General features: G+C 48.5%; 21 protein-coding genes and 1 riboswitch. Of the genes, 14 read left to right on the top strand and 7 right to left on the bottom strand.

The window, feature by feature from the left end; all coding sequences use genetic code 11:
- Position 1: 1 nt before the first annotated feature.
- Positions 2–346 carry an arsenate reductase gene (locus DEU29_RS05450; RefSeq protein WP_133539245.1) on the bottom strand — a complete coding sequence of 115 codons (345 nt, stop codon included), beginning with the start codon at positions 344–346 and terminating at the stop codon, positions 2–4.
- Entirely contained in the window at positions 343–897 is a 555-nt protein-coding gene (locus DEU29_RS05445; protein WP_133539244.1) for a PTS glucose transporter subunit IIA, read from the bottom strand. The genes DEU29_RS05450 and DEU29_RS05445 overlap by 4 nt, the downstream gene beginning before the upstream one ends.
- 137 nt (positions 898–1,034) lie before the next feature.
- Between DEU29_RS05445 and yfbV the strand changes: the two genes are divergently transcribed.
- The gene (yfbV, locus tag DEU29_RS05440; protein ID WP_133539243.1) at positions 1,035–1,469 is read left to right on the top strand and encodes a terminus macrodomain insulation protein YfbV; all 435 of its coding nucleotides are present in this window, start codon (positions 1,035–1,037) and stop codon (positions 1,467–1,469) included.
- Here the strand turns inward: yfbV and DEU29_RS05435 are convergent.
- Complete coding sequence (locus tag DEU29_RS05435; protein WP_133539242.1) at positions 1,466–2,101, bottom strand: energy-coupling factor ABC transporter permease; 636 nt, start codon at positions 2,099–2,101, stop codon at positions 1,466–1,468. The genes yfbV and DEU29_RS05435 overlap by 4 nt on opposite strands.
- A 17-nt stretch (positions 2,102–2,118) precedes the next feature.
- Complete coding sequence (gene xthA / locus DEU29_RS05430) at positions 2,119–2,928, bottom strand: exodeoxyribonuclease III (RefSeq protein WP_133539241.1); 810 nt, start codon at positions 2,926–2,928, stop codon at positions 2,119–2,121.
- Positions 2,929–3,075: 147 nt separating this feature from the next.
- On the opposite strand from xthA, the gene DEU29_RS05425 reads away from it, so the two are divergent.
- Both DEU29_RS05425 and DEU29_RS05420 read left to right on the top strand, forming a co-directional pair.
- Positions 3,076–3,399 (top strand): DUF3392 family protein, encoded by a 324-nt coding sequence (locus DEU29_RS05425; RefSeq protein ID WP_133539240.1) that lies wholly within the window; start codon positions 3,076–3,078, stop codon positions 3,397–3,399.
- A 13-nt stretch (positions 3,400–3,412) separates the two neighbouring features.
- Positions 3,413–4,480 carry an alpha/beta hydrolase gene (locus tag DEU29_RS05420; protein WP_133539239.1) on the top strand — a complete coding sequence of 356 codons (1,068 nt, stop codon included), beginning with the start codon at positions 3,413–3,415 and terminating at the stop codon, positions 4,478–4,480.
- A gap of 8 nt (positions 4,481–4,488) precedes the next feature.
- Here the strand turns inward: DEU29_RS05420 and DEU29_RS05415 are convergent, their stop codons facing one another.
- The gene (locus tag DEU29_RS05415) at positions 4,489–4,956 is read right to left on the bottom strand and encodes a hypothetical protein (RefSeq protein WP_133539238.1); all 468 of its coding nucleotides are present in this window, start codon (positions 4,954–4,956) and stop codon (positions 4,489–4,491) included.
- A gap of 91 nt (positions 4,957–5,047) precedes the next feature.
- Here DEU29_RS05415 and DEU29_RS05410 point away from each other — a divergent pair, with 91 nt between their 5' ends.
- From DEU29_RS05410 to DEU29_RS05395, 4 genes are read left to right on the top strand one after another with little or no spacing between them, the layout of a single operon-like run.
- Positions 5,048–7,015: a PAS domain-containing hybrid sensor histidine kinase/response regulator gene (locus DEU29_RS05410; protein ID WP_133539237.1), complete on the top strand. Its 1,968-nt coding sequence runs from the start codon at positions 5,048–5,050 to the stop codon at positions 7,013–7,015.
- Positions 7,002–7,832, top strand: a complete 831-nt coding sequence (locus DEU29_RS05405; RefSeq protein ID WP_133539236.1) for an AAA family ATPase — start codon at positions 7,002–7,004, stop codon at positions 7,830–7,832. The genes DEU29_RS05410 and DEU29_RS05405 overlap by 14 nt, the downstream gene beginning before the upstream one ends.
- Positions 7,822–8,991, top strand: a complete 1,170-nt coding sequence (locus tag DEU29_RS05400) for a vWA domain-containing protein (RefSeq protein WP_133539235.1) — start codon at positions 7,822–7,824, stop codon at positions 8,989–8,991. The genes DEU29_RS05405 and DEU29_RS05400 overlap by 11 nt, the downstream gene beginning before the upstream one ends.
- Positions 8,988–10,361 (top strand): phospholipase D family protein, encoded by a 1,374-nt coding sequence (locus tag DEU29_RS05395; RefSeq protein ID WP_133539234.1) that lies wholly within the window; start codon positions 8,988–8,990, stop codon positions 10,359–10,361. Before DEU29_RS05400 ends, DEU29_RS05395 begins: the two co-directional genes overlap by 4 nt.
- A gap of 60 nt (positions 10,362–10,421) precedes the next feature.
- On the opposite strand, the gene DEU29_RS05390 is transcribed toward DEU29_RS05395, so the two are convergent.
- A complete protein-coding gene (locus DEU29_RS05390; protein WP_133539233.1) occupies positions 10,422–13,325 on the bottom strand; it encodes a ligand-binding sensor domain-containing protein in 2,904 nt (967 codons plus the stop codon).
- A 146-nt stretch (positions 13,326–13,471) separates the two neighbouring features.
- Between DEU29_RS05390 and DEU29_RS05385 the strand changes: the two genes are divergently transcribed.
- The 7 genes from DEU29_RS05385 (at position 13,472) to DEU29_RS05355 (ending at position 21,553) form a co-directional block, all read left to right on the top strand.
- On the top strand, positions 13,472–14,521 hold the full coding sequence (locus DEU29_RS05385) for an NAD(P)-dependent alcohol dehydrogenase (protein WP_133539232.1): 1,050 nt from the start codon (positions 13,472–13,474) through the stop codon (positions 14,519–14,521).
- 67 nt (positions 14,522–14,588) lie between these two features.
- The gene (locus DEU29_RS05380; RefSeq protein WP_133539231.1) at positions 14,589–15,647 is read left to right on the top strand and encodes a diguanylate cyclase domain-containing protein; all 1,059 of its coding nucleotides are present in this window, start codon (positions 14,589–14,591) and stop codon (positions 15,645–15,647) included.
- 45 nt (positions 15,648–15,692) lie between these two features.
- Positions 15,693–15,859: riboswitch (Lysine riboswitch) on the top strand.
- A 73-nt stretch (positions 15,860–15,932) separates the two neighbouring features.
- Positions 15,933–17,312 (top strand): lysine-sensitive aspartokinase 3, encoded by a 1,380-nt coding sequence (gene lysC, locus DEU29_RS05375; RefSeq protein WP_133539230.1) that lies wholly within the window; start codon positions 15,933–15,935, stop codon positions 17,310–17,312.
- A gap of 72 nt (positions 17,313–17,384) precedes the next feature.
- Entirely contained in the window at positions 17,385–18,182 is a 798-nt protein-coding gene (locus DEU29_RS05370) for an undecaprenyl-diphosphate phosphatase (protein WP_133539229.1), read from the top strand.
- A 25-nt stretch (positions 18,183–18,207) separates the two neighbouring features.
- Positions 18,208–19,017, top strand: coding sequence for an ion transporter (locus DEU29_RS05365; protein WP_133539228.1), 810 nt, complete (start codon positions 18,208–18,210; stop codon positions 19,015–19,017).
- A 17-nt stretch (positions 19,018–19,034) separates the two neighbouring features.
- Positions 19,035–19,706 carry a M48 family metallopeptidase gene (locus DEU29_RS05360; protein WP_133539227.1) on the top strand — a complete coding sequence of 224 codons (672 nt, stop codon included), beginning with the start codon at positions 19,035–19,037 and terminating at the stop codon, positions 19,704–19,706.
- Positions 19,707–19,798: 92 nt separating this feature from the next.
- Positions 19,799–21,553, top strand: a complete 1,755-nt coding sequence (locus DEU29_RS05355; protein WP_133539226.1) for a thiamine pyrophosphate-binding protein — start codon at positions 19,799–19,801, stop codon at positions 21,551–21,553.
- Positions 21,554–21,739: 186 nt separating this feature from the next.
- On the opposite strand, the gene DEU29_RS05350 is transcribed toward DEU29_RS05355, so the two are convergent.
- Entirely contained in the window at positions 21,740–21,961 is a 222-nt protein-coding gene (locus tag DEU29_RS05350; protein WP_133539225.1) for a hypothetical protein, read from the bottom strand.
- Positions 21,962–22,015: the final 54 nt, after the last annotated feature.

Raw genomic sequence — 22,015 nt, 5'->3', positions numbered from 1 at the left:
ATTATTGGTATCGAGTTTGCCAGTCGGCTTCTTTAAAGCCAACGTGTATACCCTGGTTATCTTCAACCAGCGGCCGCTTAAACAAGGTTGGATTATCGACAATAAGCTGCGCCGCGGCGTCATTACTGTTCAGTTGGCGTTGCTCATCCGTCAGTTGGCGCCAGGTTGTGCTGCGCTTATTCACGAGTTTCTCGGCGGGCACCTGTTGCAGCCACGCCAATACGGTATCAACATCTACAGGGTGCTGGCGAACATCGCGAAAGGTGTAAGCAATGTTATTTTGCTCGAGCCAGGCGGTTGCTTTTTTAACTGTATCGCAGTTTTTAATACCGAAAACCGTCATCATAATTTGTCTTGTTCCTCTTCAAAAATAATGCTGTCCAGCGCAGTGGCTGTGCCGGAAGTTGGCCAGGTTAAAGTTGCCGGACACTGTATAAAAAGACTTAAGCGAGACTGGTGTGGCTCTCCTGCGCGCAAAAGCGCCTGGTTGAGGGTTAATAACGACTGACCTTTGTTCACCGTATCGCCGTCGCGGACGTGCCGGCTAAGCGCCTGATGTACCTGAAAGTGTTCGCCATGTCCAAACATGAGCGTTAATGTGACTGCTGCACTGACACCCGTTGCCATGAGCTGCATAAAGTCGCCGCTGCTGCTGATTGTTTTAACGGTGGCGTAAAAAGGCGCAACGATTTGGTTGCCGGTGACGTCTATCATTGGACCCTGGCCAAATAGCTGATTGCGTGAAAACGCGGATGCATGTTCATCGACCGTGCAGAATCGACCATTCGCAGGGGATGTGATCGGTAGTAGCTCAGTTGGCAACGTCATCACTCGCTTAGTACCAGAATAAAACGGTATCTTGGCAAACCTTGGCAGTCCCTGCAACTGTATCCACATTATCTGTGGATATCTTTGTGCACTACGGTAATGTAAGTTGTTATATCATTGAATTTTAAAGAAAAAATCTTTTGTGCAGTAATCGTACAATCATTCCGATATTGTTTATAATAACGCCACAATGAGTGCGAGGTATTATGAAGCGAAGTTTTATTACGGTGTTAAAAGACGGTCGGGATTACGCAAAGGTTTGGCCACACCATTCTGTCACCGCAGCTTTCACAGAGTCGCGTGTTATTCCAGTTACGCGATTAGGTGAACGTTGGACACCTGCGATTGCAGTATTAAATAGTGCATTGTTTTATCAGTTTATGCCCACAGAGCAGTTGGCGCAGGGGATTTTGCTTTCGCTTATCATGCTGTCATTGCCGCTACAGGGGGTCTACTGGCTGGGGTGGCGCGCGCGGCAACCGTTATCACCGCGCTTAAAAGCTTGGTATAAAGAGCTACAGAACAAGCTAAAGGCTAGTGGTGAGGTGTGTCAGCCGCAGGGCAGAAAAGGCCCCGACTATTATGACCTGGGTGTTATTATTCGTAAGGCGTTGGACACCCTGCCGCCTCATGAGCACTAATTGCCGTCAATATAGACTGGGTCACTGAAGGTTTTTAGCCACTCTGGCTTGTAAACCACCATCAGCGTAACTGCCATCCCGTTCAGTAGTGCCTCCGGGAACATAACGAGTGGCGTGATGACCAAATAGTTTTGCCAGATATTATCCCAACTCAGATAACCACTGCTCAGTGCCCAGGTTGCGTGTGCCATGTGCGCGGCAGCAATCGCACTAGCTGCGGTAATAAAGGCATTTACGAAGATATAAACAAACGGATGGCGGGGGAGCCGATGGTACACAATCGCATACGCCACGTAAGTTACAAGTGCCGGAACAACGATATGACTTAAGTAAAGTGCAGAAATGCTGCTTAAAGAATAGGAGCTAACCCAAAGGTTTAGCAACACGATGCCCGCTCCGACTACCACAGCACGGCGAAAACCTAACATTAAGGTTAATGCGGTAACTCCAAGGAAGTGAATGCTAAGACCTTGCTCTAGCTCGGCCGAAAACGTCCAGATAAAGCTGAGTACCGCCATACCTCCCAGGCTGAGATGCTGCAACAGTGAGCTCTGCCGAAGCAAAGCCCAGTTGCTGTTCATTATGCTGAGGAGGACAACGAGTAGCGCCGCCCCATGAATGACCCAGGTCATTTGATGGTTACCGCCGTTTAGACGCTAAATGAACTCCAAATCGGCGCATGATCGGACGGCTTCTCTATGCCGCGTAGCTCGTAATCAATACCGCTATCTATACAGTTTTCGGCCAATGCCCGGGTGGCGAGGATCAAATCAATACGTAAGCCACGGTTATCGTCGAAGCCACGTGAGCGATAATCAAACCAGCTGTATTCATTGGTGTCGTCCGGGTACTGGTTACGATAAGTATCGGTTAGCCCCCAATCAAGCAAGCGGTTAAGCCAGTCACGTTCTTCAGGTAAGAAGCTACATTTACCCGTTCTTAACCAGCGCTTCATGTTTTGCTCACCGATACCAATATCGATATCCTGATGAGAGATATTCATGTCACCCATGATAATGACCGGCTCGCTGGCATCCAGTGAGTTTTCCAAATACGCCATTAAGTCCTGATAGAACTTTTCTTTAGCAGGAAACTTAGTTGGGTGGTCACGGCTCTCGCCTTGCGGGAAGTAACCATTGAGCACGCGAACGCTGCGACCGTCGTCTAACGGATAGTCGCCCATAATCATTCGACGCTGGGCGTCATCGTCGTCGGTAGGAAAACCAAACTGCGGATTTTGTAATGGCTTTTTGCTCATTAAGGCGACGCCGTAGTGGCCTTTTTGACCATGATAAATAACGTGATAGCCCATGGCTTCAACATCGCTAAGCGGGAACTGGTCATCGTGGACTTTGGTTTCCTGTAAGCCGATAACGTCAGGCTGATGTTTGTCGATTAACGCCTGTAATTGGTGAAGGCGAGCGCGAATACCGTTGATGTTAAAAGAAATAAACTTCATCTGTTGGTTAACTCATTTAATGGCTACGATGATGCCGATAATAACAAACCCAGTCGTTACGTGCGACCAGCTTTAGATGCGTCATGTTTTAAAAAATCGTATACTGCGCTGGCGCAGAGAAAGTAACAATAAGTAATAGGATACAACGTGTTGCAGTTATTAAACGAGCTAGGCCTAATGGTTCGGCCTCATTTATACCAAATCGCCACCATGATTGTCGCGACCTTACTGGTTATCTATGGCAACGAAGTCAATCAGGTGATTCGCCGGCAAATCTCAGGGTTACATTTTGTGTTTCGTGCGGCTATCTTTGTGTTGGTTTGTGCCTTTGGCTATGGCTATTTATTGATTTGGTTTACACCACTGTTGTCGTCATGGTTGCACGGTATTCCCTTGCATTTAACTGCACCTGCAACGCTCGCCATTTTATTACTACTTGGTGTTTTAGCCGAACGTAAAAAACAATTATAAAAGACAGGATGTTATGAGCACGCCATTGTTAAGTATACGAGCTGGCGCAAGCGCCTACGAACATATCAAGCAGCAGGGTCTGCAGGCCAACGATGTAGACTTATTATTAGGCGCGTCGGGTGGGCCGAAGTGGTTTATATTGCAGGGATTAGATCGGTTTTTATTTGGCGATTTTTTTGCCGGCAAGGAGCAACCGTTAAAGACCCTGGGGACGTCGGCGGGCGCTTGGCGTTTTGCGGCGTTGGGACAGCCTGATCCGGTAGCTGCCAGCGAATTGTTTGCGCGCTTGTATAGCACCCAGACCTATAGTGAAAACCCTGATCGCGCGGAAATTACTGCCGAGGCCAAAAAGCTGTTGGCGGAATACGTCCCTGACCATGCGGTGACTTCGATCCTTAACCAGACTAACGTACAGCATCACTTTATTGTCGCTCGCTGTTTACGGAGTACGGCCTCAGAAGGTCGTCGACAACTATGGGGATTATTATCATCAGCGTTGGCTAACTCGGTTAATCGGCGCGCGCTGGGTCGATATTACGAACGAGTGATGTTTCATCATCCCCAGTCGGATCTCGATTTTTGTAAGCACTGGGATGATTTACCTACACGTTTTGTGTCGCTGAGTCAGCAAAATTTTGCCCCGGCTTTATTGGCAACGGGTTCGATTCCTTTAGTGTTAGAGGGCGTTAAGGATATACCGGGAGCGCCTGCGGGTATGTATCGTGATGGCGGTATTACCGACTATCATTTTGACCTCGACTTGTCGCGGGTTAACGGCTTGGTGCTTTATCCGCACTTTCATTCCGAGGCGATCCCGGGGTGGTTTGATAAGCGTCTAAAAAAACGTCGCACCAGCGGCAAGCAGTGGCCAAACGTTGTTTTTATATCTCCCACGGATGAGTTTGTACGGTCACTGCCTTACGGCAAAATACCGGATCGTACAGATTTTCAGAAACTGCCGGTGGCGGAGCGTATTGACTATTGGCGCAAAGCAATAGCGGCAGGGCAGGCGTTGGGTGAAGAACTTGCCGAACTGATTGCCAGTGGCAAAATCAAACAGCGCTTACAATTGTGGCAGTAGCCTTGGATTTAGTTGCTATGAGTAAAGCTGGCGTCGCAGAGTTGTTCGAAGCGTTCGGCAGCTAGGCGTCGGGCAAGATTGATTTCATGTGCGGTCAGGCGCGGGGTTAATTGCTCGAGCAGTTTAGAGGCTGTCGGCTGTCCTGCTTTTTCGGCTAACGTTAGCCAACAACATGCGTGAAAAGGACTTGCCGGTAAGTGTTCACCCTGTAAAAACAATTGGCCGAGATAGAGCATCGCCTTACCGTGACCCAGCAAAGCCGCACGACGAAAGTGTTTAGCGGCGTCAAAAGGGGAGTGTTTAATCAGTTCGGCAGCTTTTACATAATGATGTTTGGCATAACGCTGCCAATACTCGGGCCCCCGCACTTTAACATCGCGCGGTTGTTGTTGCACCAGCTGCTGACGTGCGACAGCGATGAGCTTATCGACTTGTTCTAGAAGCTGTGTTTGCCACTGATTGACGTCCGTTGCCATGAATTTTTATCGTAAACTGTATGTTCGTTATTTTTATTGTTAATCTCAGTGTACCCTTAGCGCAGTTGTTGAGTAAAGCAACATATCAGCCATGAGTAAATCAGTAGGCCAGCCTGAACCCGTTACTAATCAAAACCTTGAACAGCTGATCAATGCTGGTACGGGGTTGACGCTGTTTGTCTGGGAAGATACCGAGCTATGGCCGGTACGTTATGTTTCGGATAACGTTGCCACCGTATTTGGCTACAGCAAGGCGCAGTTTCTTAACCGCGAGGTGCAATTTAAATACCTTATCCACGAGGATGATTTAGCGCGCGTTAATGACGAAGTCGAATTGCTGAAGTCAGGAAAAACCGATTATCGCCTTACTCATCAGGACTACCGTATACGTCATCGAGACGGGCATTATGTGTGGGTAACCGATACCACAGTGGTTAAACGTGACGAGCAGAAGGGCGTTAACGTTCTGTTTGGCTATTTAATTGATATTACCGAGCGCAAGGCGCTGGAATTAAAGCTCGAAACAGAACGCAACCGCTTGTCGTTACTACTCGATGCAACACGGCTGGGTACCTGGGAGTGGAATCCACAGACCAATGAAACGCGATTTAACGAGCGTTGGGCAAAAATGTTCGGTTATGAACCCGATGAGCTAGAGAAACAGGTGGAAACCTGGTCAAGCCGCCTGCACCCCGATGACTATGACCGTGTATGGCGTGCCATTAAAGACCACTTAGATGGTATTACGCCGTTTTACGAGAGTGAGCATCGTATATTGCACCGCTCCGGCCGTTGGGTTTATGTACTGGATCGTGGCCGAATTATCGAACGTGACAATCAGGGGCGGGCGACACGTTACGCGGGCACTGTGACTGATGTTACTGAGCAAAAACAAGCCGAGATCGATGCGCGTCGCGTAGCGCATGCAAAAAACGTATTTTTGGCCAATATGTCTCACGAGGTTCGAACACCGCTGCATGGTATTCTCGGCTTAGCGTCAGTACTGGAAAATACACAGGTTACGGATTATCAGAAGCGATTATTAAAGACCATAAAAAACAGCGGAGACTACCTGTTAAATACGCTCAACGACTTATTAGATTTAACCCGGGCAGAGGAAGGGCAATTAAAAATTAAGCTCGGAACCCACAGCGTTGAACGGATTTTGCAGCACGTGGCTTCGTTATTTGAGCAACGAGTTAGCGAGAAAGGTTTGCAATTTAAGCTGGATATCAGTGATCAGTTACCCAAGCAAACCATCATGGATCATACCCGGATTATTCAAATTATTAGTAACCTGGTTAGCAACGCGATTAAGTTTACCGAACAGGGCCAAATTTGTTTGCGGGCACGTTGGCTACCGGAAACTCAGCGGCGGGGCGAGCTGGAAATTAGCGTTATCGATAGCGGTGCTGGTATTCGCGATACCCAGCGGATCTGGCAGCTGTTTGAACAAGAGGACGATGGCTTAACCCGATCGCAACAAGGCAGCGGTCTGGGTTTGGCTATTGTGCGTAATCTGGTGCAGTTACTAAGCGGAACAATTCAGGTAGACAGCGAACCAGGCGAGGGATCTTGTTTTACCGTATGCCTGCCAATGAGTGTGCACCTTGGTGCGGCGCCTAATGAGCAGGAGCTGTCAGAACTGCCGCTACCAGAGATAGAAAAGTTTGCTATTTTAGTGGTTGATGACAATACCATTAATCAAATGATTGTTTGTGAGATGTTGCGAACACTGGGACAGCAAGTTGATGCGGTGACCAGTGGTGCAATGGCGATTGAGCGATTAGGGCAGACTGCCTACGACGCCATTTTTATGGATTTGCACATGCCGGTGATGGATGGCATGGAAACGACCAGAAAAATACGCCAATTAACGGATGTTAAACAACCGCATATTTTTGCCTTAACCGCGAATGCATTCCCGGAAACACGCACCCAGGCGCTGCACTCGGGGATGGACGACTATGTAACGAAACCTTTTGTGAAAGAAGATCTCGCGCGTGTACTAACGCGCATTAGTATCACCAAAAACAGGACTCAACATGGCATTTCGTAGCACCGATAGCTATATCGTTTCTGAGCAGTTAGCCAGCGCAGTCAATGCGGCTGTAACCTTACAAAAACCGCTATTGTTAAAAGGCGAACCGGGAACCGGCAAAACCCGGCTGGCGCAGGAACTGGCAACGTCATTAGGCACCAATCTTATTCAGTGGTCGATAAAGTCGACCACTAAGGCTCAACAGGGATTGTACGAATATGATGCGGTTTCACGGCTACGCGACAGTCAACTTGGCAGCGATAAGGTGCATGATATCAGCAACTATATTCGTCCGGGCAAACTGTGGCAGGCGTTCACCGCCGAACAGCGACCGGTGCTACTCATCGACGAAATTGACAAAGCCGATATTGAGTTTCCGAATGACTTATTACATGAACTCGACCAAATGGCTTTTCACGTTTACGAGACGGGTGAGCATATCGAGGCAAAGCAACGTCCTATCGTGTTGATAACGTCAAACAATGAAAAAGCCTTACCGGACGCATTTTTACGGCGTTGTTTTTTCCATTTTATTCAGTTCCCCGACGAGGACACGCTGGCGCAAATTGCGCAGGTGCATTTTCCCGACCTACAGCAAAAGTTATTGAATGAAGCGCTGGGAATGTTTTTTGAACTGCGACACACGCCGGGTTTAAAGAAAAAACCATCAACATCAGAACTGCTGGATTGGTTGCGGTTGTTACTTGCTGAAGATATCAGCGCACAACAACTGGCTGAGTCTCGACAACGACAAAGTGCCATGCCGTTAACCGGCGCGTTATTAAAACACGAGCAGGATGTTGAGTTAATCGAACGGCTGCGTCGTGTTAATTGAGTTTTTTCAGCTGCTGCGTGGAGCAGGGGTAAAAACAACGATCACCGAGTGGCTCGATTTATTGCAGGCACTTGAGCAACGCGTGATTTTTGCCGATGTTGATCAGTTTTACCATATGAGTCGCATGATACTGGTTAAAGACGAGCGTTTTTACGATCGTTTTGATCGTGCCTTTGCGGCTTATGTTGAGCGCGTTAAAAATACGGATATCGCAGAAAGTATACCCAAAGAGTGGCTCGAAGATGCACTAAAACGTGAGTTTTCGGCTGAGGACAAAGAAAAAATTAAGCAACTCGGGTCGCTCGATGAGTTATTAAAAACATTTCAGGAGCGCTTACAAGAGCAGCAGGAGCGCCATCAGGGGGGCTCTAAATGGATTGGCACAGGCGGAACCTCACCGTTTGGAGCTTATGGCTATCACCCGGGCGGTATTCGAGTCGGGCAGCAGGGTAACCGTAATCGTAGCGCGGCAAAAGTATGGGACAAACGTGAATTCAGCGATCTTGATGACGAGGCGCAACTTGAGCAGCGCGGCTTCCAAATTGCGTTGCGTAATTTACGGCAGTTTGCCCGCACTGGCGCGCCAACCGAACTTGATATTGATGCGACATTGACGGCTACAGCTCGTCAGGGTGGGCTGCTGGATCTGCAATGGCAGGCTGAGCGGCACAATGCGATTAAATTATTGCTACTAATTGATGTCGGCGGTTCGATGGATGACCACGTTTACCAGGTAGAACAACTGTTTACTGCACTTAAAAATGAGTTCAGGCATCTTGAACTGTTTTATTTTCATAATTGCCCCTATGAGGGCTTATGGCGGACTAATCGCCGGCGCCGTAGTGAACAAGTGCCGACTGAACAAGTTATCCAAACCTACGGCGAGGATTACAAACTGGTGTTGGTCGGTGATGCTACCATGGGCCCATACGAGATTGCTTATCCGGGCGGAAGTGTTGAACATTGGAACGAGGAGCCCGGCGAAGTATGGTTGCGACGTCTGCTGAAGAAGTTCGCTAACGCCGTCTGGCTTAATCCGCAGCCGTCGTCACATTGGCGCTATTATCCTTCAATTCAAATGCTTCATGAAATCATGCAGGGACGAATGCAACCGCTTACCCTGGCGGGTTTGCAACGTGCGACCGAGTTAATCAAATGACGAAAATGCTGGCGGCGCAATTTTTACTGCTGGAGACAGCGCATGAAAGCTTACTTGAGCGGATACGGTTGTGCCGACAGGCGCAGCAGAGTATTAATCTGCAATACTACTTGTGGCGCGATGATTTAAGCGGGCTTACGTTGCTGAATGAATTGGTCAAAGCAAGTCGCCGTGGCGTGAAGGTCAGCTTATTGCTGGATGATTTTCATAGTAGTGCCGTCGAGCGGCTGCTTCGTGATTTGCAGCGTTTACCCAATTTTGCGGTTAAGCTTTTTAACCCGTTACGCCACCGACGGTTACGTTGGCTCAATTACTTTCTCGATTTTAAACGGGTTAACCGACGCATGCATAACAAAGCGATGGTTATCGATAACAGCATGGCAATTGTCGGCGGCCGCAATGTCGGTGATGAGTACTTTGGTGTGCATGCGGGCGAGTTATTTTCGGATTTAGATGTACTCGTGCAGGGCGACGTCGTAAGGCAAATACAGCAAGACTGGGCAAGTTACTGGGGTTGCGACCTGGCGGTTGATATTGCAAATATTCCCGGTCGCAGTCCGACCGAAGCCTTTCTGCAACGTTGGCAACGCCATCAGCAACAGATACAAGTACAACAATTGCGAGATTATGTACTAAACGACCCCTTGAGTACCAATTTGACGCAACGTCAATGGATTGAGGCGCAAGCTAACTGGGTTAGTGACGACCCGCTGAAGGCCAGTATCGACCGCAAACCGTTACGTTTGGTCACACAACAGATGACACGCGTTTTGGGTCAGGCAAAACAGCAACTGCGCATGGTATCTCCTTATTTTGTTCCTACTTCCAACGGCGTGAAGGAGCTTGAGCAGTTGAGCGAGCAGGGCGTTGATATTCAGGTATTGACCAACTCACTGGCTGCTACCGATGTGCCGGCGGTACATGCCGGTTATCAACGCAGTCGTCGGCGTTTATTAATGGCAGGCATAAAACTCTATGAGTTACGGCGGTTGGAAGATACACAGGAGCAGAAGAAAGTCCTGCCCTATTTTCGCCGCTCAGCGACCAGTTTGCATGCAAAAACTATCACTGTCGATGAACGCCAGGTGTTTGTCGGTTCGTTCAATTTCGACCCACGCTCGGCGCAGATAAACACCGAGGCCGGACTGGTAATTGCCTCGGCAACTATAGCCAAACAAATCAATGCTATGTTTGCCAATGAGTTGCCGTTTAAAACCTTTCAACCACGGCTCAACCGCTTTTATAAACTTTACTGGCTGGATAAAAGCTGTGTGCCGGCCAGGCGTTACTACCGCGAACCCAAAGCTGGTGTGGCGCGCCGTTTGATGGTGTGGCTTACAGCGCGCCTGCCGGTAGAACATTTACTATGAATCTCGTTACATAATCCGGCGCTGTACTTGCTGCTCCAGGTGGCCAGAGGTACCGCGCTTTTATTTCTTCTCGGTTCGGTTTCGGCCTTTATTCTTGGCCTCGTAAAGCGCTTTATCGGCAGCAACAAGCAGACTGCTGTGATCGGGATAGTGTTGATTACTTGCAACGCCAATACTGACAGTTAATTGCTTATCACCGATTAAGTGTGAAAAATCATGGCGTTCTATCGCCAGTCGTATTCGCTCTGCTGCATCATAGGCTTGTTCTAAGCCTGTATCGGGCAGCAGCACGGCAAACTCTTCTCCACCCCAGCGGGCAGCGTAGTCAATATCCCGAAGTATTCGCCGCAAGCGTCTGGCAAGCTCTATCAGTACCTGGTCACCAATGGTATGTAAAAACTCGTCGTTAACCTGTTTAAAATAATCTACGTCGATAATGGCTAAGGATAGTAAGCCACCAGAACGGGCACTGCGTTTAACTTCGAGTTTTAAACGCTCATCAAATGCGCGGCGGTTGCCCAATCCTGTTAACGGATCCTGGCGTGCGATAGCTTCTAACTCCGTGGTTTTTTCTTTTACCATTGCTTCAAGCCGCTGTCGGCTGCGATCCAAATAACGCAGTCGAGCGCGAACAATAAACCCGGCCAACAAGAGAGTGCCTAGCCCTAATAATAGCCAGGTCATTGGTCGTTGCCAGAAGTGTTCTGATTGGCTAAATGCAAATGTCGCGGGTTTACTCCATTCTCCGCCGGGGTAGGCTGCTCGCACCTGAAATAAATAATCATCGGCTGGCAGGGCGGTGTATTCTGCGGTAGTAAAACGACCTTTGTTTACCCAATCTTGATCAAAACCGACCAATCGTACTTGATAGCGTATCTGTTCTGACATCAAGTAACCCAGCCCTGCGTAATCAAAAGCAAGACGCTGGGTGTCGGCTGCCACGCGCTCGCCATAGCTCAGTGTCTCGCCATCCGCGGTAACAGTAGCAATAACGGTTGGCGGAGGCGTTGCCGCAAGTTTACTGATCGAGCCCGGGTCAATTACAGATACCCCGGTCGCCGTGGCAAACCATAAATTCCCGTCACTGGTTCTAAACAGGGCGGGACCACCGCTATTGACCTGTGAGTTACTCATGCCATCGACCTCGGTATAGCGGTGATAGATGAGTGGCTTTTGCGGATTGCTCAAAGTCGCGGTAAACGCATCATGGGGGATTAAAAGTGCACCGCGGTTAGTTCCCAACCACAGATTTGCGGCTCCATCAAAGGCGACGGATAAATAATTATCAAAAGGTAAACCAGTATCGCGATTAAAAATACGCCAACTATCGTCATCCGCGTTGTAGATAATAAGCCCTCGATCGCTGGCAAACCATAGGTACCCCTGGTACTCCTGAATTTGAAACACCAATTCGGCATCATTTAATGTCGACAGGTCTACCGGTTCAATTTGGTAACTAAAGTGATCGCCATTATTCTGCAAGGCTATCTTAACAACCCCGCTGACAGAGCCTGCCCAAAGCTGGCCCTGGTGATCGAACGATAGTGCCGTGGTGTAGTTATTTTTAAGGCCATCAACCTGGGTGACGTAGCTGATATTGTCGTTATGGATATGGGTTAGGCCACCGGGGCCGCCCATTACAATTCCTATGTCCGGGTGCACTGCGATTTGCCGAACTTCATTGTCCGGCAGAATGTTTTCGCTGTGCCAATGCTCAACTATAGTGTTTCCGTTCCAGACATATGCTCCGCCAGTGTAGGTACCGATAACCAGGTTGCCCTGATACTCTGCCAGCGATAGAACCGATTGATTAGGAATGTCAGTAGCAGGGCCAACAGTGTGAACGCCCTCGGCATCGATACGACTGACACCATTGCTGGTACCAACATACAAGGCACCTTGCCACTGATAAACGGCTCTCACGTAGTTGCCAGCTAAGCCATGGGCTTTAGAGTAGGTGTTGAATAACGCATCACGAAATTGAACCAGACCACCGTGGGTAGATACCCAGATACTTCCCTCATGGTCATTTTGTATATCCAACACGTGGTTGTTTGGTAAACCGTTTTCAACGTTGAGTGAATCTAGCCTACGACCGTCATAGCGCCATACACCCTGACGATAGGTGCCGATCCATAGGTAGCCATCAGGGCTGTGGTGAATGGTGCTGATACTTGCTTTCAACTCTGGTATAAAAGGTACGAAGTCGTTATCTGATTGTTGTCGATAAAGACCTTGTTCTGTGCCGACCAGCAATTTGTCATCAGGGCCCAGATGCAACTCTCGGATCAAGTTACCCGGCACTGAGTCAATTACAGTAAATTGTGTGCTGTTGGCTGTTTTTACCGCGAGTCCTTTATTGGTCGCGACCCAAAGGTTGTCGTTAGCGTCGACGACACTTTGGTAAACCGCATTGGAGGGCAGTCCGTGCTCTGTGGTAAAAGCTACCGAGCGCTCGTCATTCTCATAAAACAGCAATCCCTGTTCGCTGCTCGCCACCCATAAGTTACATTGGTCATCAATTGAAAGCTGGTTGATAAAGGGCGGAGCCGGCTCCAGTTCGCGCCAACTACCTTCGTCATAACGGCTGATGCCGCCGCGTGCACCACCCACGTACAAACTGCCATTGCATCGGTTGAGTGCGACGGTATAAATACCAATATCAGGTAGGCCGGTAACTCTTACATCGTCAAAAATTTCAAAATCCCGGCCATTGAAGCGCGTGGGGCCTTGCCAGGTGCCCAGCCACAGGTAGCCGCTTTGATCCTGTACCATGGCATTGACTGAATTGTGCGGCAACCCTTCACGAGTCGTCCAAACCTGCCGTACATAGTGTTGTAACGAATTGCTGTCTGCCAGGTCAGGTAAGTTATACTGTGCATCGGATTGCGCATGAACGCGCGGCGAACTGGTAACCGCTAAAACAATGGATAAAACAGTAAAAAAGAAGAACACCTGACGCATGTGAAACACTATTATTTTTATTGTAAAGATTTCATAGTATGCCGCGATGCAGCTAGATGCAACGTTTGCTATGGATCCATTGCCATGCCTTATTAGTATTACATTGCAGTTGTGTTCAGTTACACCCTCAAATAAGGAAGTTCATTATGGTAAAAGCTTATGCAGCAAAATCGGAAACCTCAGGTCTGGCCGAGCATCCGATTGAGCGTCGTCAATTGAGAGATGATGACGTCGCGATTGAGATTGATTATTGCGGTGTCTGCCATACCGATATTCACTATGTTGAAAATGACTGGGGTGGCACTGTCTATCCGGTTGTACCCGGGCACGAAATTATCGGCCGGGTTACTGAGGTAGGCGCTAAGGTGACAGCGTACAAACCGGGGGACACGGTTGGCGTAGGTTGCCTGGTTGATTCATGCCGTGACTGTTCAGCTTGTCATGATGGCTTGGAGCAGTATTGCTTAAACGGCATGGTACCAACTTATAACGGCGAAGACCTGCACGATGGCTCGGTTACTTATGGTGGATACTCAGAAGGTATCGTCGTCAGCGATCGTTTTGTCGTAAAAGTACCGGAGTCGCTTGATCCGGCTAAAGCCGCGCCATTGCTATGTGCCGGTATAACGACTTATTCACCGCTGCGTCATTATGGTGTAAAAAAAGGTGACAAAGTGGGCGTTATTGGCATGGGCGGCTTAGGCCATATGGGCGTTAAGTTTGCTAAGGCATTAGGGGCAGAAGTGACCATCTTTACTCGCTCTGAATCTAAAGTGAAAGAAGCGAAAAAGCAGGGCGCTGATCATGTGGTGATCTCGACTGACGAGCAACAAATGCAGGATGTTGCTGAAAGCTTTGACTTCATGCTTGATACGGTGCCGGTAAAACATGACCTGAACCCGTATTTAAACTGTTTGAAGTATGATGGCACACACATCATTGTTGGTTTACTTGAATCAGTTGAACCGCCGCTAGAGGCGGGGGCGCTGGTCTTAAAGCGTCGCGTCATTGCTGGATCGTTAATCGGTGGGTTACCTGAGACTCAGGAAATGCTCGACTTTTGCGGTGAGCATGGCATTCACTGTGATGTCGAAATGCTTGATATCGAGAACATCAATGAAGCTTATGAGCGAATGAAAAAAGGCGACGTAAAATACCGCTTTGTAATTGATATGAATTCACTGAAAAAGAAATAAGTTTTATTTGACTTAATGCTCAAATACCTAAAAGATACTGATACTTCTATCGAGGTATCAGTATCTTATGTTGTCGTTTTGGTATAAAAACTTTTCTCATATTCCACGCCATCACGGCGACTTTCACCGTGCCAAGCTCATTTATCACTTACTTCTATTTGTCTGCATACTTGCCGGCGTTGTTACCGCGCTGAACCTATTTCTTTTCGATGCTAAAGAAATCGCCTTTATTGATGCTATCGGCTTAACGTTATCGCTCTGTATTTACTGGTATTTTCGTAAAACAGGGAATGTAAAAGTGGCAGGCTGGGCAGTAACCATCCTGTTCATCACAATTATTTGGGCGTTCCTGACGGTCTGGAGTGGTAATAACTACGGTATCGTATGGGCAACGTTAATACCGCCCGTGGCATTTTTTCTGCTTGGCCGCAGCATGGGAACCCTGGTATCCATCGTATTCTTTAGCTATGCCACCTATATCGTATACGGGCATGTTCAGGCGGGTCTCACATACCAACTATCACTTGGCGGTGTATTGAACGTTATTGAAGTGCTGATTGCACACATCATGCTGTTCAGGTTTTATGAACGTACCCGAGCTGATGCTATGTTGCAGTTACAGCAAAACCGTGAACAGCTAGAAATCATCGCTAACACGGATAAGTTAACAGGGTTGAACAACCGTCAGCGTTTCGACCAACAGTTACATAAATACGTTGTTGATGCTGAGCGCAAACAACAGCCGTTTGCGTTGCTGCTTGTCGATATTGATCATTTTAAACGCGTAAATGATCAGTTTGGGCATCTATTTGGTGATTCTGTGTTGCAGTCATTGGCAACTTATTTACAGCAAAACCTACGTAGTGAGGACTTTCTGGCACGCTGGGGTGGCGAGGAATTTGCCGTACTGATGCCCAATACCAGTAGCCGGCAAGCATACCAATTAGCCGAGCGGCTACGGGAACTTATTGCGGACACGCCAATTTGTGAGCATGAGGTAACCTTTAGTGGGGGGATTGCGGTTTGGCGCCCGGGCTACGATGCAGAAACCCTGCTTGGTCATGCCGACAAAGCACTTTATAAAGCGAAAGATAATGGTCGAAATCGTATCGAAATGTACACCTGAACGGTTAGTTTGAATTGATTTTTGCAGAGTATTTGTGATTTACTAAGCGCAGGAAGAGGCGCGGCACTCAGGTCGTTGAGTCAGAATAACCCACCCGGGGTGACTCAATCAGGGGAGTGGCCGCCGAGGTAGCAATTGTGGGGTAAGTTGCTATCGGCTATCGGGTTTGAACACCTGTAGCTGTCACCATTTGGTGGAGAGCTTCTGCAGTCCTCTATACGTAGCCAGTATATCGTTGCAAGCTCTCTGAACGTTGTGTTGTGTTGTTTTGTTCAGGGTCAGATCATGTCAGTAACCCCCATATCTAAACAGGTCGCTATTATTCAAGTCGCAAAGTTTGGCGGCACCAGTATGGCCGATGCCGATGCGATTCGCGCATGCGTCGCTATTATTTGTGCAGAAAAAGCACCTACGTTGGTGGTGGTCAGTGCGTGCGCAGGCATTACCAACCGCCTTATTGCCATAAGTGAATCACGAACGCTGGTGGAACGTCAGCGGCTGGCTGATGAAATCATCCAGCGGCATCAACACATAGCCGAACAGGCTCATGTGGATACGCGCTGTAGAGAGGCTTTACAGCAACTGCATCAGCAACTCATCGACATTATTGTCGCTCCGTGTCCGACATCTACAGTAGCGCTGTTACGCCGGCGCGATCTCATTTTAAGCTTTGGTGAGCGTTGCTCCAGTGAGTTGTTTGCGGCAATCTGGCGTCAGTACAACGACAGCGCAACATGCGTTGACGCGCGTGACTTCTTACCTACCGATGGACGCCATGGTCAGGCAAGTCCTGATTGGGTTGCTATGCAACAAGCCTGTCAGCCACTGCAGCAACGTTTGCAAGCGGGTGATGCAATGGTTACGCAAGGGTTTGTTGGTTCGGGGCCTGAGGGCTATACCACCACGTTGGGTCGAGGTGGCAGTGATTACAGCGCGGCGCTATTTGCGGCCGCTATGCAAACGCAACGCCTCAATATCTGGACAGATGTCGCAGGCATCTACACCACCGATCCACGTGTGTGCGAAGATGCCCGTCCATTAGCTGAAATCAGCTTTGCAGAAGCCGCTGAGCTGGCGACTTTTGGCGCAAAAGTGTTACACCCTAAAAGCTTAAAGCCTGCTATAGAGCATGGTATTGATGTTTTTGTCGGTCATAGCCGCAAACCCGAGCAGGGCGGAACCTTGATTTCTGCCACCCCGGTTGAAAGGCCGTCGATTAGAGCGCTGGCGCTGCGCAGAAATCAAACACTATTGACTGTGCATAGCGTTGATATGTTGCATGCTACTGGTTTTTTGGCGCGGCTATTTGATGTTTTAGCGCGCTACGACGTTAGTGTTGATCTGGTTACTACATCTGAGGTGAGTATCGCCATTACGCTGGATGAAGAAGGCTCTAAAGCTAATGGCGATACCGTGTTAGCGGAGGCTATGCTGACTGAATTGCAGCAGTTTGCCCACGTTAATATTGAATCGGGACTGACTCTTATCGCTGTCATCGGCAATGACATCGGTCATTTCGGCGATATTTCGCCGAGTGTTCTGCAAGCCGCTTCGCCGGCAACTATCCGTATGGTGTGTCAGGGAGCTAGCCATCATAATCTTTGCTTTTTAGTCGACGATAAAGCTGCCGATACGGTGGTAAAAAAATTACATGCAAAGCTATGACGCTGGCTGTTTATTCAGTCTATAATGCCTGCCTAAATTTTTGCAGTATCACGTGATTTTACAGGGTATCTCATGGATTTGTGGCAGGCCATCATACTAGGGATTGTGCAGGGAATTACTGAGTTTTTGCCGATATCGAGTTCGGCACACCTCATTTTAATGCCCGCGCTGACGGGCTGGAGCGACCAAGGCGTCGGTTTTGATTTATCAGTGCATGTCGGCACCTTGCTTGCGGTAGTTCTTTACTTCAGAAAAGACGTTGCAACATTGCTTGTTGACGGGCTTCGCTCAATTCCCGCGCGGCGTAACCTTGGCCAAAGCCATTTGGGTTGGATGGTTGTTATGGCCACCATACCCGCCTGCGTTGCCGGCGTGTTCTTGCTTGATTACATTGACTCTGTGTTACGTGCGGTGGGTGTGATTATTACCACCACCGTTGTTTTTGCGGTGTTATTAGCAGCAGCCGACCGCTGGGGCAGAGGCCAGCGGCAACTCACCGATATTGGTTGGTTAGATGCAATCATTGTGGGGCTGGCTCAAGCATTGGCGTTAATTCCGGGCACTTCTCGTTCAGGCGCTACCATCACTGCGGGCTTATTTATGGGGTTAGACCGCGAAACGGCGTCTAAATTTTCGTTTTATATGGCTATCCCTATAACCATTGCGGCTGCATCAATTAAATTGTTAACCATCTGGAGCGAGTCGATAGCGGTTGACTGGACAGGCTTTTTAATTGGTGGCATCGCGTCATTTATCACCGCAATTACTGCAATTCACTTATTTTTAAAGTGGCTCAATGCTTTCGGTATGTGGCCCTACGTGATTTACCGACTATTGTTAGCCGGTGTGTTGTATTGGATGTTTGTATGATCACGAAGCAGGTGAATAGAAGCTGATGTACGAGAATTTGAAAAGTCGCCTGGTAACGCTAAAGAGTAACCGTTTGTTTGAATTTGCGGTCATTAGCGTGATTATTATTTCAGCCTTAGAAATTGGCGCGAAAACCTACGAACTGCCGGGAATTATGAACCAACTGCTGCTCGGCCTGGATTGGTTTATTACGGTATTCTTTGTGGTTGAAATTAGCATCCGTTTTATTGCTGACCACGATAAACGTAATTTCTTTAAAAACGGCTGGAATGTTTTCGATACCCTGGTTGTGGTGGTTAGTTTAATTCCGGTTAACGACTCTGAGCTAGCCCTGTTAGCGCGCTTAGTGCGTATTTTCCGGGTGCTGCGGATGATTTCCATAATCCCTGAACTACGCACGCTGATTACATCACTGCTAAAAGCCTTGCCGCAGATGGGCTATGTGGTGCTGTTAATGTTCATCATTTTTTACATTTACGCAGCGGTTGGCAGTTATTTGTTTGCTGATATCAATCCGTTTTTGTGGGAAAACATCGCGATATCCATGTTGACGCTGTTCCGGGTGATGACCTTCGAAGACTGGACTGATATTCAGTACGAAACCATGGAAGTGTATCCACTCAGCTGGATGTTTTACATGTCGTTTATCTTTTTAACGGCGTTTGCATTTTTAAACATGGTGATAGGTATTGTCGTTAACGTGATGGATAAAGAGAGCCGTGCCGAAGCTGACCGCTTACGCGAAGAACTGGCCAGTGAACAGGAGCCGGAACCGAGCATGGCTGATTTGCAACGTGAGATACGGGAACTCAAAGCGTTGTTAAAAGATCGCTAGTTAAACGGAGGTGAAGTTTGCAAATTGGACCGCATCAGGTTGTGATTGAGCGAAAGCGCACAAAACACCTCTATTTAAAGATCAAAAACGCAACCCAGGTTCATGTATCTGCGCCCCGGCAGTGGCCACACGAAGATATCGTCGCCATTATTGAGTCCCGCAGTGACTGGATAACAGAACAACAGCAACGGTTTGCCGAGCGCCCGGAGTTGGCTTCTGCACCGCTCGTCGATGGCGCAATGATTCCCTATCGCGGCCGTAATTACCGACTGGCATTAAGACAAGGTGCAAGCAAGGTGACTATCGTTGACGATGAAATCATCGTACAGCTAGCGCAGCCCGATGACGAAAGCGCTGTCACACAACGACTTGAGCGCTGGTACCGGAGCCAGCTGAAACAGCAAATTAGTGAGCTATTGTTGCATTGGCAACCCATAATGCAGGTGCAAGCGAGTGATTTTGGTGTGCGTAAAATGAAAACGCGCTGGGGGAGTTGCAATATTCGAACAAAGAAAATCTGGCTTAACTTTGACTTAGTTAAAAAATCGCCGCAAAGCCTCGAATACGTCGTGGTGCACGAGCTAACTCACTTGTACGAACGCTACCATAATGCAAGATTTTATGCTTTGATGGATAAATTCTTGCCTGACTGGAGTGAAAGACGGCATCGGCTAAATCACAACGAATAAAAATAGCTGAACCGTCCTCAGTAAATCATGAAACGATTTATCGAACCGGGCGCTGGATTCGATTTAAGCATACAGCACCTGGAGCAATAACAATGAAGAAAAATGCAGCAGAGTTGGCGGTATTTGCACTGGAACAATTGGGCATTAAACACACCTTTGGCATACCCGGCGTGCATAATACTGAGCTTTATGACGCGCTTAACAGCAGCGAGCAAATCGAACCGGTGTTGGTGACTCACGAGGGCGGCGCGGCGTTTATGGCTGACGGTGCCAGTCGTGCGGCTAAAGCGGGATGTGGCGAAATTGGTGTATTAGCCATTGTCCCCGCAGCGGGCTTTACGCACGCTGCAAGTGGCATAGGCGAAGCGTTCTTAGACGGCATACCCATGTTGATCCTGTCCGGTGGCGTTCGCACCGATACGGGTAACCGTTTTCAGCTGCACGGTGTTGACCAACTGGAGCTTGCTAAACCGCTGACTAAGGCGGCGTACCGGGTGGGTCATCAAAACGAAGTCGTGGAAACCATTTACCGTGCTTATCAAAAAGCGATTAGCGGCAAGCCCGGTCCGGTATTGGTCGAAATACCGGTTAACCTGCAATTGTTTACTGACCGAGTGCCAAAACCCATTCCTTACGCGGACTTTTTAGAGCAGCAACCGGTTCTCGCAAATGACGATCTACCGGAGTTAGTTAGCAAGGCTGCAAAGCTGCTGCGCGAAGCCAAACACCCGGCGATGTTTATTGGGTGGGGTGCGCGCCATGCAAAAAAACAATTAATCCAGCTAGCCGAACAACTGCAAATGCCGGTCGCGACGACGCTACAGGGGTTATCTTCCTTCCCTCATAATCATCCGCTACACGCTGGGTTTGGCTTCAGCCCATCAGCCGTGCCGGCGGCACAATGGGCATTTGACTCATGTGACACGCTATTGGCCATCGGCACGCGGTTTTCCGAAATACCGACCGGCAGTTTTAGTGCCGAAGTACCCGATAAATTAATTCACGTGGACATTGATGGCGCCGTATTTAACCAAAATTATCCCGCTAAAGTAGCTATCGCCGCCGATGCGCAAGCGTTTACGGATGAACTATTACAACAATTGAAAGCTGACGAAAAGCGCGAAAAAAACATTAGTTTGGTTAACGGTATCGAGAAGCGCAAAGCAGATTATCAGCAGCAATGGCTTGATCACGACAGTAACGGGCGCGTTAATCCCGCACGCTTTTTTAATCACCTGCGACAGCACATGGACGACGATGCCATCACCGTATTGGATGACGGCAACCATACCTTTTTAACCGCCGAACTGTATCCTTTAGCAGAGCCTGCCACCTTACTGACGCCGACTGATTTTAATGCGATGGGCTATGCGGTTCCGGCAGCTATTGGCGCAAAGTTTAGCCATCCCGAAAAGCAAGTTTTCGCTATCGTCGGTGACGGCTGTTTTATGATGACTTGTATGGAAATTTTGACCGCAGCAAAGCACAAGCTCGGCATCATGTATTTCGTTTTTAATGACGGCGAACTGTCGCAAATTGCCCAGGCGCAGGCCATGCCGTACAACCGTAAGCCCTGCACGACATTGGGCCGTGCCGACTTCGAAGGAATAGCAAAAGGTGTTGGCGCGGAGTACGTATTAATCAACAACGATGAAGCCCTCGATGATGGGATTTTAAACGCCGTGCGATTTGCCGAAGAGGGCAAACCCGTTATCGTCGACGTTGCCATTGATTACAGCAAACAAACCGCCTTCACGTCGGGTACGGCAAAGTCTACCTTTAAGCGCTTTCCGCTAGCGCAAAAGTTGCGTATCGGCACCCGCGCAGTAATGCGAAAGTTCAGTTAACGGGGGCTGGCAACAGGTGCTTTGTTGATAAGAGATTTGGCGGGGGGACTCACGAAACTGTTGAACGCCATGGATGGCGTGAAACAAGCCCCCATGGATGGGCTTGTCGCGTGTTTCGTGAGTCCCCCCGCCAAGTCTCCAACAAAGCACCTGTTACCAGTCCCCGTTACTTAGCACCGAGCGATTTTACCGCAGCTCTTCACCTAACTGGTTTTGCGCTATTAAGCGGAACACGTAAGCAACTTTAAATAAACCCGCCAGGATCACCTGCGACAAATGCAGGAACACCAGCAACATTAAGGGTAAATTTTGTTCCTGGAACCAGGCTAAATAAAAAACAACGATTGAAAGTAATAAAAACACCACCATAGAGGTATTAGAGGTGCGCAGTAATGTCTGTGGACTCATAATAAACATTCCATATGCATGTTTAATAGGTTCATCCTAAATGTATTTTTAATG

The sequence above is a fragment of the Idiomarina aquatica genome (genome assembly GCF_004362895.1).
Taxonomy (GTDB): Bacteria; Pseudomonadota; Gammaproteobacteria; order Enterobacterales; family Alteromonadaceae; genus Idiomarina.
Note: the sequence above shows the minus strand (reverse complement) of the source record. Positions and strands in the feature narration are given on the sequence as shown.

Coding starts and splice junctions, on each gene's coding strand:
- DEU29_RS05450 (WP_133539245.1), bottom strand. CDS start 346: ATGATGACGGTTTTCGGTATTAAAAACTGCGATACAGTTAAAAAAGCA.
- DEU29_RS05445 (WP_133539244.1), bottom strand. CDS start 897: ATGTGGATACAGTTGCAGGGACTGCCAAGGTTTGCCAAGATACCGTTT.
- yfbV (WP_133539243.1), top strand. CDS start 1,035: ATGAAGCGAAGTTTTATTACGGTGTTAAAAGACGGTCGGGATTACGCA.
- DEU29_RS05435 (WP_133539242.1), bottom strand. CDS start 2,101: ATGACCTGGGTCATTCATGGGGCGGCGCTACTCGTTGTCCTCCTCAGC.
- xthA (WP_133539241.1), bottom strand. CDS start 2,928: ATGAAGTTTATTTCTTTTAACATCAACGGTATTCGCGCTCGCCTTCAC.
- DEU29_RS05420 (WP_133539239.1), top strand. CDS start 3,413: ATGAGCACGCCATTGTTAAGTATACGAGCTGGCGCAAGCGCCTACGAA.
- DEU29_RS05415 (WP_133539238.1), bottom strand. CDS start 4,956: ATGGCAACGGACGTCAATCAGTGGCAAACACAGCTTCTAGAACAAGTC.
- DEU29_RS05410 (WP_133539237.1), top strand. CDS start 5,048: ATGAGTAAATCAGTAGGCCAGCCTGAACCCGTTACTAATCAAAACCTT.
- DEU29_RS05405 (WP_133539236.1), top strand. CDS start 7,002: ATGGCATTTCGTAGCACCGATAGCTATATCGTTTCTGAGCAGTTAGCC.
- DEU29_RS05395 (WP_133539234.1), top strand. CDS start 8,988: ATGACGAAAATGCTGGCGGCGCAATTTTTACTGCTGGAGACAGCGCAT.
- DEU29_RS05390 (WP_133539233.1), bottom strand. CDS start 13,325: ATGCGTCAGGTGTTCTTCTTTTTTACTGTTTTATCCATTGTTTTAGCG.
- DEU29_RS05385 (WP_133539232.1), top strand. CDS start 13,472: ATGGTAAAAGCTTATGCAGCAAAATCGGAAACCTCAGGTCTGGCCGAG.
- DEU29_RS05380 (WP_133539231.1), top strand. CDS start 14,589: ATGTTGTCGTTTTGGTATAAAAACTTTTCTCATATTCCACGCCATCAC.
- lysC (WP_133539230.1), top strand. CDS start 15,933: ATGTCAGTAACCCCCATATCTAAACAGGTCGCTATTATTCAAGTCGCA.
- DEU29_RS05370 (WP_133539229.1), top strand. CDS start 17,385: ATGGATTTGTGGCAGGCCATCATACTAGGGATTGTGCAGGGAATTACT.
- DEU29_RS05365 (WP_133539228.1), top strand. CDS start 18,208: ATGTACGAGAATTTGAAAAGTCGCCTGGTAACGCTAAAGAGTAACCGT.
- DEU29_RS05355 (WP_133539226.1), top strand. CDS start 19,799: ATGAAGAAAAATGCAGCAGAGTTGGCGGTATTTGCACTGGAACAATTG.
- DEU29_RS05350 (WP_133539225.1), bottom strand. CDS start 21,961: ATGAGTCCACAGACATTACTGCGCACCTCTAATACCTCTATGGTGGTG.